Here is a 13,921-nt window from a genome sequence, read left to right as displayed (position 1 = left end):
AGATTGTATGAAATCAGATGCTTTGCCGTTAATGTTCACGCCGGGCTGTATCCATGGGACGGTCTGCCGGGCGCAGAGCGGCTGGTTATAGTTTGGTCCGTCCGGTAAATTTTTAATTTAAGGAGAATGACAATGAAAAAAGCAGCACTGCACAATCTGGGATGCAAGGTAAATGCCTATGAGACAGAAGCCATGCAGCAGCTCCTGGAAGATGCCGGCTATGAGATCGTGCCCTTTAAGGAAGGGGCCGACGTATATATTATCAACACCTGTTCCGTGACAAACGTAGCAGACAAAAAATCAAGGCAAATGCTGCACCGCGCCAAAAAGATGAATCCGGAATCCGTGGTTGTGGCGGTGGGCTGTTATGTCCAGGCTGCCAAGGATGATTTGGAAAAAGACAGCGCTGTGGATTTGATAATTGGGAATAATAAGAAAAAAGATCTGGTGGAGCTTTTGGAACGGTATTTCGGCGACAGGGAAGAGCGCGAGGAAGTGATTGATATCGCTGCTTCCCATGAATATGAAGAACTGCACGTTAAAAAAATCGCCGGCCACACAAGGGCCTTTATTAAGGTCCAGGACGGCTGCAACCAGTTTTGCAGCTATTGCATCATTCCTTACACAAGAGGACGGGTCAGAAGCCGTGCTGTGGAGGATGTGGTGAGGGAAGTCGAGGGGCTGGCGGCAGCGGGATATAAAGAGATTGTACTGACGGGAATCCACCTGAGCTCCTATGGCGTCGATTTTGCGGGGGAGAAGAAGGAAAACCTTCTGAGTCTAATTCAGAAGCTTGATAAGATAGAGGGTCTCGAGAGAATCCGTCTTGGTTCGCTGGAACCGCGTATTATAACGGAGGAATTCACCTCTGCCCTGGCGTCGCTTAGAACGATCTGCCCCCATTTCCATCTTTCCCTTCAGAGCGGATGCAATGCAACCCTGGCCAGAATGAACCGCCACTATACGGCGGAGGATTATCTGGAACGGTGCGGGATTCTTAGAAAACACTTCGACAATCCGGCAGTCACGACGGATGTGATCGTAGGGTTTCCGGGAGAGACGGAGGAAGAATTCGCCACGACAAAAAAGTTTTTGGAGACCGTGCGGTTTTATGAGATGCATATTTTCAAATATTCAAAGCGGGAGGGCACAAAGGCTGCCGTGATGGAAAATCAGGTGCCGGAGCCGGTGAAATCGGTCCGCAGTGATATTCTTCTTACACTGGAGCGTGAAATGTCCGGGGCGTACCGGGAATCATTTCTCGGAAAAGAGACGGAAGTGCTTCTGGAGGAGCCTGTTATCATAGAAGGGGTGACTTATATGATGGGGCATACCAGACAGTATGTAAAGGCAGCAGTGCCGTTCAGGGAAGGGCTTAAGAATGCCACGGTTAAGGGGATGTTGAAAGGGAAACTGACGGATGAGATTCTCCTTTTGGAAGAATCGAGGTAACGGTGAACGTGAAATAATTACGAATAAGGCTGCATTGGGAAGGCACAGCGGACGATTGTGAATGGTCTGCTGTGCCTTTTGCAATTTTGTTTGTAAATGTGGTAAAATGGAATTATAAGATATGAAAACGGATGCTGGAGACGGTATTTGACACCGAAGTGGAATAACAGAACTGTTACACCGGGCCTGGTAGCACGGATTATTGAGTGGGCTGCGGAGGGGGATTCTGCTGAGGAGGTTGCATGGTCACGTGATGACTTCAGATTATAGGGGAAGGTAATGAGGAGGAAGAAAATGGGAAATAGTTTAAGGGAGATCCCCGGAGTGGGAGAACGGATTGAACAGCATCTGTTGAATATTGGAATTAATAAGGTAAGTGATTTGGTAGGGAAGGATCCGGAGGAGCTGTATCGTCTTGACTGTATTAAAAAGGGATTTCAGGAGGACAGATGCCAGCTCTATGTTTTCAGGCTGGCCGTTTACTATGCGGAACATGAGGCGCGTGAGCCGGAGAAATTGAAGTGGTGGTATTGGAAGGATAAAGAGTATCCGGAAAGGAATGAGGGGGAGGGGTGAGGGGAAGAACGGAAAGAATGAAAAAGAACTGGTGGCGTCCCACTACACCGCAGTGCACAACTTCGATTCCGCTGCGCTGCATCTGCAACGGCACACTTTCACGCTAGGCTCGAAAAGACCTCGCCAAGTGTTCAATGCGTCAGTCGCGGGCATTCGCCCTATGAAAAAACAGCCAAGTACATCCTCTTATGTGAGCAAGCTCCCAACGAAAAGAACTGGTGGCGACCCACTACACCGCAGTGCACGACTTCGATTCCGCTACGCTGCATCTCAGTCGCGGGCATTCGCCCTATGAAAAAACGGCCAAGCATAACTCTTTATGTGAGCAAGCTCCCAACAGAGTTATACTCGGCCGTTTTTTCGCACTGCTCATTGCAGGCGCGAAAATTTCTCTTGCCGAATGAAGGTTTTTAATGTAGAATAGATAAGAGTAGTTTAAAGGACGTGGATAAAATCATGGGCGATATTAGTAATACACAATTTTTTAAGGCAGTACAGGAAGAGAAGAAGCTGGAAGTTAGCCAGGTTCTGGAGCAGGTTTATGTTGCTTTGACTGAAAAGGGGTACAACCCTATTAATCAGATGGTCGGGTATATTATGTCTGGAGATCCGACCTATATTACCAGCCATAAGAGCGCCAGGAGCCTGATTATGAAGGTTGAGCGTGATGAGATTCTGGAAGAACTGATGAAGGTTTACGTGGAGACAAAACTTAAATAGTACGGGCTTGACCCGGGATTGGTTTTGTGGGACGGCTTTGGGCCGTTTTCTTTTGTTCTATATGATTCCGGAACGGATAACAGCGTAAGATAGGAAAGGCAGGACAGTTGGCAGGATGCCAGCTTGTTTTGTTATGGGTAAAACAGCTTATGAGAGTGATGGGACTTGACTTTGGGTCTAAGACGACGGGGGTGGCGGTCAGCGATCTGCTGGGTTTCACGGCCCAGGGCGTTGAGACGATCACCCGCAAGGACGAGAATAAACTGCGCCAGACGTGCGCGCGGATTGAAGAATTGATCGGGGAATACCAGATTGAAACGATAGTTTTAGGGTATCCTAAGAATATGAATAATACATCGGGAGGGCGCGTGGAGAAGACGCTTGCATTTAAAGAAATGCTGGAGCGCCGCACCGGTCTGCCTGTGATTTTATGGGACGAGCGTTTGACTACGACTGCTGCAGAGCAGATTTTAATAGAAAGCGGAGTGCGCCGCGAGAACAGGAAAGCAGTGATTGATAAAGTTGCGGCTTCCCTTATTTTGCAGGGCTATCTGGATTCACTGGCTATCAGTAAGGAAAATATGGCAAATACACAGCCGATGGAACAGTCGGAGGAATAGTGCCGCAGAAGGCGACGGTGCGCCGGGACAATTCTGCAGGCAGGAAAGGAAAATCAGAATGGATACATTTGACAAAATTATGGAAAACAGCGACGATATGATTACGCTCCAGACTGAGGATGGAGAATCAATCAGTTTTTATGTACTGGAAGAGACTAAGATGAATGGGGAAACCTATCTTTTAGTGACCGATTCAAAAGAGGAAGATGGCGACTGCTATCTTTTAAGAGATAAATCAAAACCGGAAGACCCGGAAGCATCTTATGAATTTGTGGACGATGACGGAGAACTCGATTACATGTCCAAAATTTTTGAGGAGCTTATGAGCGACCTGGGAGTAGAGATAGAGAAATAACAGAGATAGAGAAATAACAGAAAAACGAAAATGAAAGACACACGGAGGTGCAATCTTTGAAACAGGATATGAAACAAAATAAGGTAAAGATCATTCCGCTCGGAGGACTGGAACAGATCGGCATGAACATGACTGCCTTTGAATATGAAGACAGTATTATTGTCGTGGACTGCGGTCTGGCATTCCCAAGCGACGACATGCTGGGAATCGATTTGGTTATTCCGGACGTGACCTATTTAAAGAACAATATCAGCAAGGTGAAGGGCTTTGTTATCACACACGGCCACGAAGATCATATCGGCGCGCTGCCGTACGTACTGAAAGATGTACCGGCTCCCGTATATGGAACTAAGCTGACAATCGGACTGATTGACAATAAATTAAAAGAACACAACATGACAAAGTCCATCAAACGCAAGGTGGTAAAACACGGCCAGTCCATCAACCTGGGCTGCTTCAGAATCGAATTCGTTAAGACGAACCACAGTATTGCAGATGCATCCGCTCTTGCGATCTTCACACCGGCTGGAATTATTCTTCACACGGGTGACTTTAAGATCGATTATACTCCCGTATTTGGTGAGCCGGCTGACCTGCAGCGTTTTGCAGAGCTTGGCAAGAAAGGCGTTCTGGCGCTTATGTGCGACAGTACCAATGCCATCAGACCGGGATTTACCATGTCGGAGAGAACGGTTGGAAAAACCTTTGATTCCATTTTTGCAGAACATAAGAATAACAGGATTCTTGTTGCGACCTTTGCGTCCAATGTAGACCGCGTTCAGCAGATTATCAATTCCGCCTATAAGTATGGAAGAAAAGTCGTGGTGGAAGGCCGAAGCATGGTCAATGTAATCGGCACGGCCAGCGAACTGGGATATATCAATATTCCGGAGGGAACGCTGATCGATATTGAACACCTGAAAAATTACAAGAAAGAGGATACGGTCCTGATTACGACGGGAAGCCAGGGAGAATCCATGGCCGCCCTTTCCAGAATGGCCGCCAGCCTTCATAAAAAAGTATCCATTATGCCGGGAGATGTGGTAATATTAAGTTCAACACCGATCCCAGGCAATGAAAAGGCAGTTTCCAAGGTAATCAACGAGCTTTCCATGAAGGGAGCCGAGGTTATTTTCCAGGATACCCATGTTTCCGGACATGCCTGCCAGGAAGAAATCAAACTGATGTATTCCCTGATCCGTCCGAAATATGCGATTCCTGTGCACGGCGAGTACCGTCACCTGATGGCACAGAAGGGCCTGGCGGAGTCCATGGGCATCCCGAAGGAGAATGTCATCATCATGTCGTCCGGCGATGTGGTGGAGATTGGAGAAGAGGGCTACAAGATCGAAGATCACGTTCAGGCGGGAGGAATCCTTGTAGACGGACTCGGTATCGGCGATGTGGGCAATATCGTCCTGCGCGACCGTCAGAACCTGGCACAGAACGGTATCATTATCGTAGTGCTGACGCTTGAAAAATACAGCAACCAGCTCATGGCAGGCCCCGACATCGTGTCGAGAGGTTTTGTATACGTCAGAGAGTCGGAGGATCTGATGGATGAAGCCCAGAAGATCGTGGATGCGGCCGTACAGGACTGCCTGAAACGCCACGTGAGCGACTGGGGCAAGATTAAGAATATTATCAGAGACAGCTTAAGCGATTTCCTCTGGAAGAAGATGAAGAGAAATCCGATGATCCTTCCAATTATAATGGAAGTGTAAAACCGGTAGAGGATAAAAGAATACTGCTCACGGGCAGTATTCTGCAAGGCGTTTTCGCGCTTATTCTGCACGAAAATCCGAGTTACACGGCGCGAAACGGTATTTTTACCGTTTCTGTGCATCGTGAATAGACAGGAGTGACCGCGTATGAGCCGGACAACAAGAGAAATTAACAGAATAACCACGACAATTATCAGCATGTCAATCAGGCTGCTGTTCTATGCTCTTGTATTTTTCCTGCTTTATGAAGGTATCACCAGGGGGTACAGCATCGGGCATGAGATTTTTGCCCCGACGGCTGTGGCCGAAGCACCCGGTAAAGACATGGAGATTACGGTAAAAGAGGGCGAGTCCGTTTCGGCTGTGGCCGGAGAACTGGAAAAGAGCGGACTGATTAAGAACAAGCTGATTTTTGTTATCCAGGCAAAATTTTATGATTACGAAGTATATCCGGGTACTTACACGCTCAATACATCAATGACATCAAAAGATATGCTGAAACTGATCGATGAGAGTGGAATCGAGAACGAAAAAGCGGAAGCCAAAGCCAAAGAAAGCAGTGCCGTAACCGGCTCGTCTTCAAGTACCGAAGCGGAGAGCGGCAGCCAGAACACACCAAGCCAGGAAAGCGGCGGTTCGGGTGAGGAAAATGCAGCGAACGGCGTAAGTGCAGTGAATGAAAACGGCGGCAGCGCAGTTGGCGGAGAAGTGAATGACGGCGTGGCTGAGGCCGGCGGAGCAGGCGGAAATACCGGCGATGCAGGAGCCGGCAGCGCGGACGACGGCCTTCCGGCCGGCGACGTAGCCGATGAAGATGGAGCTTATGAGTCATGGTAGTGAATGAGAGAATAACATCCTATATTAATTCTCTGGATACGGGAAACGGCAGTCTCTGTGATGAAATAGAAGAGGAGGCTGTTTCTTCTTATGTCCCGATCATCAGAAAAGAGACGTCGGCTCTGTTAAAGACCCTTGTGGCAATGAAACAGCCGAAGGAAATTCTGGAGGTGGGCACCGCAGTGGGCTATTCCGCTCTTCTGATGAGCCGTGTGATGCCAAAAGACTGCCACATTACAACAATTGAAAAATACGAAAAACGTATTCCTATAGCGAAAGACAATTTTAAAAGGGCAGGGGAAGAAGGGCGGATCACTCTATTGGAGGGTGATGCAGAAGAAATTCTGAGCGCGCTTTCCGGCCCTTATGATTTTATATTCATGGATGCGGCCAAAGGGCAGTATATGCACTGGCTGCCTGTTATCCTGAAACTGCTTCCAAAAGGGGGCGTCCTGGTATCCGACAATGTGCTCCAGGACGGTGATATCATCGAATCCCGGTATGCGGTGGAGCGCAGGAACAGGACCATCCATGCGAGGATGAGGGAATATCTTTATACGCTCACCCATATGGAAGAATTTGAGACATCGATTGTCCCGATAGGGGACGGAGTCACAATCAGCGTAAAGAAATGAGGACCTGGAATATGAGAAAACTGGAGCTTTTGATTCCGGCGGGAAGTCTGGATGGATTAAAGACTGCGGTAATTTACGGAGCCGATGCCGTCTATCTCGGCGGAGAGGCGTTCGGCCTGCGGGCTAAGGCCAAGAATTTTACCAATGAAGAGATTAAAGAGGGAATTGCCTTTGCACACGGGAGAGGTGTCAAAGTTTATATAACGGCCAACATCCTGGCGCACAATGAAGATCTGCCGGGAGTGGAGCGCTATTTTGAGGAACTGAAGGAGATAAAACCGGATGCGCTGATTATATCGGATCCCGGCGTATTTGCCATTGCAAAGAGGGTTCTGCCCGATATGGAGATTCATATCAGCACCCAGGCCAATAATACCAACTATGGAACTTACCTGTTCTGGTACGGCCTGGGAGCAAAGAGAGTCGTTACCGCCCGGGAGCTGTCGCTGAAAGAGATACGGGAAATCAGGGATAAGATTCCGGAGGATATGGAGATAGAGAGCTTCATGCATGGGGCAATGTGTATTTCCTACTCGGGGCGCTGCCTGCTGAGCAATTATTTTGTGGGCAGGGATGCCAACCAGGGCGCCTGCACCCATCCGTGCCGCTGGAAATATTCGGTGGTGGAGGAGACACGGCCGGGAGAATACATGCCCGTATACGAAAATGAGCGCGGAACCTATATTTTCAATTCCAAGGATCTGTGCATGATCGAGCACATTCCGGAGATGATCGAGGCGGGAATCGACAGCTTTAAGATAGAAGGCAGGATGAAGACGGCCCTCTATGTAGCCACGGTAGCCAGGACTTACAGGAAAGCGATCGATGATTATCTGAAGAGCCCGGAGCTTTACAGGGAGAATATGGAGTGGTATAAAGCGGAAATTGGAAAATGCACATACAGGGAATTCACTACGGGATTCTATTTTAACAAGCCGGATGCCACTACACAGATTTACGACAGCAACACCTATGTGAAGAATTATACGTATCTCGGAACGGTGGAGGAAGTCAGGGAGGACGGCCTGATCCGGATCGAACAGAAAAACAAGTTTTCCGTTGGCGAGACAGTGGAGATTATGAAACCGGACGGCAGGAATCTGGAAGTTCAGGTTGCAGCCATTTATGATGAGGAAGGAAATCAGGTGGAAAGTGCGCCCCATCCCAAACAGATTCTTTATGTAGATCTGGGAGGAAATGCGGAGTACTATGATATTATCCGCAGAAGCGAGATGTAACGTTACGGATACTGTTTACATTGGAGGTTTACCCTACAAAGGAGGAAATCAATGACCTGGATCTTGGAAGGCGCTGCCGTTTTATGTCTGCTTTACTATGGGATTATCGCATTGTATTCTGGGCTGTCCACTTCGTTTGCACTGTTCTGGCCGTCGATGGCCGTTGTGTTTACGCTGCTTGCAGCGGGACTTCATTACTGTAATAAGCATCCGCAGTTGGTTCCGCACTGGCTGCCGGTGTCGGTGACTACATTTTGTACGGCCTGTGCCGTCATCTTTGTGGCGGTGGAGCTGATGATTGGATGGAGTGCCATTGCATCCAGCCGCCGGGCCGCCGAGTACGTGATTGTGCTGGGAGCTAAGGTGAGGGGCAGTGAGGTGAGCAATTCCCTGAAGAAAAGGCTGGACAGGGCGCTCACTTATGCGGAGAATAATCCGAATACCGTGCTGGTGCTTTCGGGCGGGCAGGGAGCGGGAGAGGATATCAGTGAGGCCAGGGCCATGTATGATTATCTTCTGTACAATGGTATTCCCGAATCCCAGCTTCTGTTGGAAGAACAGTCGGTCAACACGGTGCAGAACATTGTTTACAGTAAAAAGGTAATTGATTACCAGGAAAAATATAAAGCCATGGCGGCGAAAGAAAGCCTGATGGACAGCTACAGGGAGCGGTCCGACTCCGTGAAGATTGCGGTTCTGACCAGCAATTACCATGTTTTCAGGGCCAAATCCATTGCGAAAAAACAGGGGATCTACAATATTTCAGGGATTGCAGCCCCGGGAGATCCTGTTTTGGCCGTACATATGTGGGTAAGAGAAGGTTTTGCTGTACTGAAAGATAAATTTATGGGTAAAATGTAAGAAAGGAATGTGTATTGCCGTTCATAGACTGAGAAAGAGCAGAAACGCCGCAGACAGCGATACGAACAATCAGGAAAAGGATGATGAGAATGACAGTGAAGGATTTAAATGCATATCAGGTAGTATCAGAAACGTATGTAAAAGAATTAAATTCAGAAGCAATGATCCTGGAGCACAAGAAAACCGGCGCCAGGATTTTCCTGCTTTCTAATGAGGACGAAAATAAGGTATTTACCATTGGCTTCAGGACACCTCCGTCCGACAGCACGGGAGTTCCCCACATTCTGGAGCACAGCGTGCTCTGCGGATCGGAAAAATTCCCTGTGAAGGATCCGTTTGTGGAACTGGTAAAGGGATCCCTCAACACATTCTTAAATGCCATGACTTATCCGGATAAAACGGTTTACCCGGTAGCAAGCTGCAATGACAAGGATTTCCAGAACCTGATGGACGTCTATATGGATGCCGTGCTTCATCCCAATATTTACAATGAGGAAAAGATCTTTATGCAGGAAGGATGGCACTATGAGATGGAATCCGAGGATGGCCCCGTCACCTACAACGGAGTCGTTTACAATGAGATGAAGGGGGCCTTTTCATCACCGGAGAGCGTACTGGACCGGTATACGAGAAATGTGCTTTTCCCCGATACCTGCTACAGCAACGAGTCGGGAGGCGCTCCGGATGTGATTCCGTCCCTGACTTATGAAGAATTCCTGGATTTCCACAGAAAATATTATCATCCGTCCAACAGCTTTATCTATCTTTACGGAGATATGGATATGGCGGAGAAACTGGACTGGCTGGATCGGGAATATCTGAGCCGCTACGACAGGCAGGAGGTAGATTCCGAGATTCATATGCAGAAACCGTTTGATAAGCCGGAAGAACGTGAAATCTTTTATTCTATTACGGATTCCGAGCCGGAGGAACAGGCGACCTACCTTTCCGTGAACACCGTCGTGGGAGACGATCTCAATCCTCTCCACTATATGGCATTCCAGATTCTGGAATACACGCTGATTGATGCGCCGGGAGCTCCCTTAAAAGAGGAACTTGTAAAGGCGGGAATCGGCCAGGACATTCTGGGCGGCTACGAGAACGGCATTTTGCAGCCCTATTTTTCCGTGATAGCCAAGGATGCAGACAAGGAACAGCTGGGTGAATTCCTGGCCGTGGTCAAGGGCACGCTGCGGAAACTGGCCGACCAGGGAATCAATAAGAAGAGCCTTCTGGCCGGCATCAATTACTATGAGTTCCGTTACAGGGAGGCAGACTTCGGTTCGGCGCCCAAGGGCCTGATGTACGGTCTCCAGAGTATGGACAGCTGGCTTTATGACGGCGATCCTCTGATGCATCTGGAATATGAAAAGACATTTGAATTCCTGAAGAAAGCAGTGGACGAGGGATATTTTGAGGACCTGATCCGGACCTTCCTTCTGGATAACCCGTTTGAAGCCGTCATCACGGTCAGCCCGAAGCGTAATCTGACGGCCATCGAGGACGAAAATTTACGGAAAAAGCTGGCAGAATATAAGAAAAGCCTTACGGAAAGCGAAATCAAGGTCCTGGTAGAAAAGACGAAGGAACTGAAAACTTATCAGGATACCCCGTCACCCAGGGAGGATCTGGAGAAGATTCCTCTGCTTAGGCGTGAAGATATAGAAGAAAAACCGGAGAAACTCTGCCTGGAAGTGAAAGAGATGGACGGAACGACCGTGCTCTGCCACAATATGTTCACATCCGGAATCGGATACCTGAAGGTGATGTTTGACACGAACCGCGTGCCGTCGGAAGATCTGCCCTATGTCGGCCTCCTGAAAGCTGTTCTGGGCTATGTGAACACAAAAGAGCACAGCTACAGTGATTTGGCCAATGAGATTAATTTAAACAGCGGCGGTATCAGCCTGAGCGTGACTTCTTTCCCGAATTTATCGGATCCGGAGAAGTTTACGGGAGCCTTTACCGCCAGTGCCCGCGTGCTTTACGATAAGCTTGATTTTGGTTTTACAATGATTGGCGAGATGCTGATGGATTCCATTCTGGATGACGGGAAACGACTCGGTGAGATAGTCGGGGAAATGAAGTCCAGGAGCCAGGCAAAGCTGAATGCGGCCGCCCATTCCGCAGCGGTGGCGAGAGCTACGTCCTATTTTTCGGCCACCTCTGCTTTCAACGATGTGACCGGAGGCATTGCCTATTATCAGTTCCTCGAAGATATGGCGAAGAATTACGACGCGAAAAAAGAAGTCCTGATGCAGAAGTTAAAAGAGACGGCAGGACGCCTTTTCACGGCCGACAATATGACGGTGAGCTACACGGCGGACGATGAGGGATTTCAATATCTGGAATCTGCCATGAAGCTTTTAAAGGATAAACTTCCAAAGACCGGCGGCCCGGCGTATCCGTTCGTATGGGAAAAGGGCAACAGGAACGAAGGTTTCATGACGTCCTCACAGGTGAATTACGTGGCGCGCTGCGGCACCTTCTCCGGCAGCGGATATTCCTACACGGGTGCGCTGCGTGTCCTGAAACCGATTCTGGGTTATGACTATCTCTGGCTCAACGTCCGCGTTAAGGGCGGAGCTTACGGAGTCATGAACAGCGCCGGACGGTCCGGCGAGGGATATTTTGTATCCTACCGTGATCCGAACCTGAAAGAGACGGATCAGGTCTTTGAGGGTGTGGCCGAATATCTGGAGCAGTTCGATGCGGACGAGAGGGATATGACGAAATACGTGATCGGCACCATCAGTGATCTGGACACACCGCTCTTACCTCCGTACAAAGGAGCCAAAGCAGTTTCCGCCTGGTATTCGGGCGTGACCGATGAGATGCTCGCGGAGGAGAGAAGACAGATCCTGACCGCAAAGCCGGAGGATATCCGTGCGCTGGCAGGCATTATCAGAGCCATCTTAGACACGGGAAGTTTCTGCGTGGTGGGCAATGCCGAGAAGATTAAAGAAAATAAAGAGCTGTTCGGCAGCATAAAGAACCTGTTTAATTAAACGGGAAACGCTTGAAACAACGAATGTAACGGTTCAGAAGGTACGGAAGCGTTACCAACGAATGACAAATAAATGTAACGGTTTATGCGCTTAAAGTCCCCGAAAGGCGGCTTTCAAAGCGCGTGGACCGTTATGGATGAAGGAGCATGAATGCAGGATAATTTAAAATCAGGATTTGTAACTTTAATAGGACGGCCGAACGTGGGAAAATCTACGCTCATGAATCATCTGATCGGACAGAAGATCGCGATCACGTCCGATAAGCCGCAGACGACCAGGAACAGAATCCAGACAGTGTATACGGACGAGAGGGGACAGATTATCTTCCTCGACACCCCGGGCATCCACAAAGCAAAGAACAAGCTGGGGGAATACATGGTCAGCGTGGCGGAACACACGTTGAAGGAAGTCGATGTGATTCTGTGGCTGGTGGAGCCGAGCACATTTATCGGTGCGGGAGAGCGTCATATTGCAGAACAGCTTAATAAGGTAAAGACACCGGTCATGCTGGTCATCAATAAGATTGACACGGTAAAGAGGGAGGAGATCCTCACCTTTATCGCAGCCTATAAGGACATCTGCAAATTTGCCGAGATTATCCCGGTGTCGGCGTTAAAGGAAATCAATATCGAGGATGTAAAAGACTGCATTTTCAAATATCTGCCCTGCGGCCCGCAGTTTTACGACGAGGACACGGTAACGGATCAGCCCATGCGCCAGATTGCCGCCGAGCTTATCAGAGAGAAAGCCCTGAGAATGCTGGATGACGAGATTCCTCACGGTATTGCCGTTGTGATCGACCAGATGAAGGAACGTCCGAACGGACTCATTGATATCGATGCCACGATCGTCTGCGAACGCGAGTCCCACAAGGGAATTATCATAGGAAAAAACGGCGGGAAGTTAAAAAAGATCGGGACCTCGGCCAGGACGGAGATCCAGAACCTGATGGATACTCAGGTGAACTTAAAACTCTGGGTCAAGGTCAGGAAAGAGTGGCGTGACAGTGATCTTTATATGAAGAATTACGGTTATAACCCGAAGGACATATAGAGTTACCGGGTGCGGTGTGAACCGCAGCTCTATAGAAGCTTAGAGGACACGGCTTTCCTGCACTGGGAATCCGTGCCCCGAAAAAGGTCAGGAGGCGGAAGTTTTGAGAGAACTGGTTAAAACTACGGGCATGGTGCTCAGCGCATTTCCGGCAGGGGAATACGACAAACGTCTTGTCATCCTGACAAAAGAGCGGGGAAAAATCACCGTCTTTGCAAGGGGGGCAAAAAGGCCGGGAAGCCTGCTTCGGGCGCCCAGCCGTCCATTTGCATTCGGCGTGTTTTCTCTTTCGGAGGGGCGGGATGCATACAACCTCTACGGCGCCGAGATAGAAAATTATTTTGAGGGCCTTGAAAGGGACATGGAGTGCGCCTGCTATGCCTCCTATTTCGTGGAGTTTGCCGACTATTATGAGAGAGAGGGGATTGAGGGGACGGAGATGCTTAAGCTTCTCTACCAGTCCTTCAGGGCCCTCTTAAAACCTGCAATCCCAAACAGGCTGGTACAGCGGATTTTTGAGCTTAAGGCCATGTCCATAAACGGCGAGTACACGGAACGGCCGGGCCGGGCCGTCAGTGAGTCGGCCGTGTATGCCTGGGAATTTACCGTATTTTCACCGGTGGAAAAACTGTATACGTTTCTGCTTACCGATGAGGTGTTTGAGGAGTTCAGACGCTGCGTCGAAGACAATAAAAAGCACTACATAGACAAAAAATTTCATTCCCTGGAGATCCTGGAGGCGATTGTGTGATTCCATGTAAAGAAAAACCGGGGCACCTATTGAAAATAAAGGAAAAAGAAGGTATACTATAAAAACTTGATGCAAAATTAAAAGGGAGGAT

At 48.9% G+C, this 13,921-nt stretch carries 13 protein-coding genes; all 13 read left to right on the top strand.

Translation table 11 applies throughout. From position 1 onward, the window contains the following. Positions 1-132: 132 nt before the first annotated feature. Positions 133-1,452 carry a tRNA (N(6)-L-threonylcarbamoyladenosine(37)-C(2))-methylthiotransferase MtaB gene (gene mtaB, locus V3C10_16220; protein WVP60847.1) on the top strand — a complete coding sequence of 440 codons (1,320 nt, stop codon included), beginning with the start codon at positions 133-135 and terminating at the stop codon, positions 1,450-1,452. 294 nt (positions 1,453-1,746) lie between these two features. Then, on the top strand, positions 1,747-2,028 hold the full coding sequence (locus V3C10_16215) for a helix-hairpin-helix domain-containing protein (GenBank protein ID WVP60846.1): 282 nt from the start codon (positions 1,747-1,749) through the stop codon (positions 2,026-2,028). A gap of 456 nt (positions 2,029-2,484) precedes the next feature. Beyond that, positions 2,485-2,748 carry an IreB family regulatory phosphoprotein gene (locus tag V3C10_16210; GenBank protein ID WVP60845.1) on the top strand — a complete coding sequence of 88 codons (264 nt, stop codon included), beginning with the start codon at positions 2,485-2,487 and terminating at the stop codon, positions 2,746-2,748. A gap of 149 nt (positions 2,749-2,897) precedes the next feature. Continuing rightward, positions 2,898-3,368, top strand: coding sequence for a Holliday junction resolvase RuvX (gene ruvX / locus V3C10_16205; GenBank protein ID WVP64644.1), 471 nt, complete (start codon positions 2,898-2,900; stop codon positions 3,366-3,368). Between the two features lie 58 nt (positions 3,369-3,426). After that, positions 3,427-3,723 carry a DUF1292 domain-containing protein gene (locus V3C10_16200; protein ID WVP60844.1) on the top strand — a complete coding sequence of 99 codons (297 nt, stop codon included), beginning with the start codon at positions 3,427-3,429 and terminating at the stop codon, positions 3,721-3,723. Between the two features lie 56 nt (positions 3,724-3,779). Beyond that, positions 3,780-5,447, top strand: coding sequence for a ribonuclease J (locus V3C10_16195; GenBank protein WVP60843.1), 1,668 nt, complete (start codon positions 3,780-3,782; stop codon positions 5,445-5,447). Between the two features lie 147 nt (positions 5,448-5,594). Further along, positions 5,595-6,284: an endolytic transglycosylase MltG gene (locus V3C10_16190; GenBank protein ID WVP60842.1), complete on the top strand. Its 690-nt coding sequence runs from the start codon at positions 5,595-5,597 to the stop codon at positions 6,282-6,284. Further along, positions 6,278-6,919: an O-methyltransferase gene (locus V3C10_16185; GenBank protein WVP60841.1), complete on the top strand. Its 642-nt coding sequence runs from the start codon at positions 6,278-6,280 to the stop codon at positions 6,917-6,919. Before V3C10_16190 ends, V3C10_16185 begins: the two co-directional genes overlap by 7 nt. An 11-nt stretch (positions 6,920-6,930) precedes the next feature. Beyond that, on the top strand, positions 6,931-8,157 hold the full coding sequence (locus V3C10_16180; GenBank protein ID WVP60840.1) for a U32 family peptidase: 1,227 nt from the start codon (positions 6,931-6,933) through the stop codon (positions 8,155-8,157). A 51-nt stretch (positions 8,158-8,208) separates the two neighbouring features. After that, positions 8,209-9,018 (top strand): YdcF family protein, encoded by an 810-nt coding sequence (locus V3C10_16175; protein ID WVP60839.1) that lies wholly within the window; start codon positions 8,209-8,211, stop codon positions 9,016-9,018. Positions 9,019-9,101: 83 nt separating this feature from the next. Then, positions 9,102-12,026 (top strand): insulinase family protein, encoded by a 2,925-nt coding sequence (locus V3C10_16170; GenBank protein WVP64643.1) that lies wholly within the window; start codon positions 9,102-9,104, stop codon positions 12,024-12,026. A gap of 150 nt (positions 12,027-12,176) precedes the next feature. Next, positions 12,177-13,079 carry a GTPase Era gene (era, locus tag V3C10_16165; GenBank protein ID WVP60838.1) on the top strand — a complete coding sequence of 301 codons (903 nt, stop codon included), beginning with the start codon at positions 12,177-12,179 and terminating at the stop codon, positions 13,077-13,079. Between the two features lie 103 nt (positions 13,080-13,182). Further along, the gene (recO, locus tag V3C10_16160) at positions 13,183-13,830 is read left to right on the top strand and encodes a DNA repair protein RecO (protein ID WVP60837.1); all 648 of its coding nucleotides are present in this window, start codon (positions 13,183-13,185) and stop codon (positions 13,828-13,830) included. The last annotated feature ends 91 nt before the right edge of the window (positions 13,831-13,921 follow it).

It is taken from the genome of [Clostridium] symbiosum (assembly GCA_036419695.1).
GTDB lineage: Bacteria > Bacillota > Clostridia > Lachnospirales > Lachnospiraceae > Otoolea > Otoolea symbiosa_A.
The sequence above is the reverse complement of the archived record's forward strand: the minus strand, read 5'-3'. Positions and strand labels throughout refer to the sequence as shown.

Coding starts and splice junctions, on each gene's coding strand:
- mtaB (WVP60847.1), top strand. CDS start 133: ATGAAAAAAGCAGCACTGCACAATCTGGGATGCAAGGTAAATGCCTAT.
- V3C10_16215 (WVP60846.1), top strand. CDS start 1,747: ATGGGAAATAGTTTAAGGGAGATCCCCGGAGTGGGAGAACGGATTGAA.
- V3C10_16210 (WVP60845.1), top strand. CDS start 2,485: ATGGGCGATATTAGTAATACACAATTTTTTAAGGCAGTACAGGAAGAG.
- ruvX (WVP64644.1), top strand. CDS start 2,898: ATGAGAGTGATGGGACTTGACTTTGGGTCTAAGACGACGGGGGTGGCG.
- V3C10_16200 (WVP60844.1), top strand. CDS start 3,427: ATGGATACATTTGACAAAATTATGGAAAACAGCGACGATATGATTACG.
- V3C10_16190 (WVP60842.1), top strand. CDS start 5,595: ATGAGCCGGACAACAAGAGAAATTAACAGAATAACCACGACAATTATC.
- V3C10_16185 (WVP60841.1), top strand. CDS start 6,278: ATGGTAGTGAATGAGAGAATAACATCCTATATTAATTCTCTGGATACG.
- V3C10_16180 (WVP60840.1), top strand. CDS start 6,931: ATGAGAAAACTGGAGCTTTTGATTCCGGCGGGAAGTCTGGATGGATTA.
- V3C10_16175 (WVP60839.1), top strand. CDS start 8,209: ATGACCTGGATCTTGGAAGGCGCTGCCGTTTTATGTCTGCTTTACTAT.
- V3C10_16170 (WVP64643.1), top strand. CDS start 9,102: ATGAGAATGACAGTGAAGGATTTAAATGCATATCAGGTAGTATCAGAA.
- era (WVP60838.1), top strand. CDS start 12,177: ATGCAGGATAATTTAAAATCAGGATTTGTAACTTTAATAGGACGGCCG.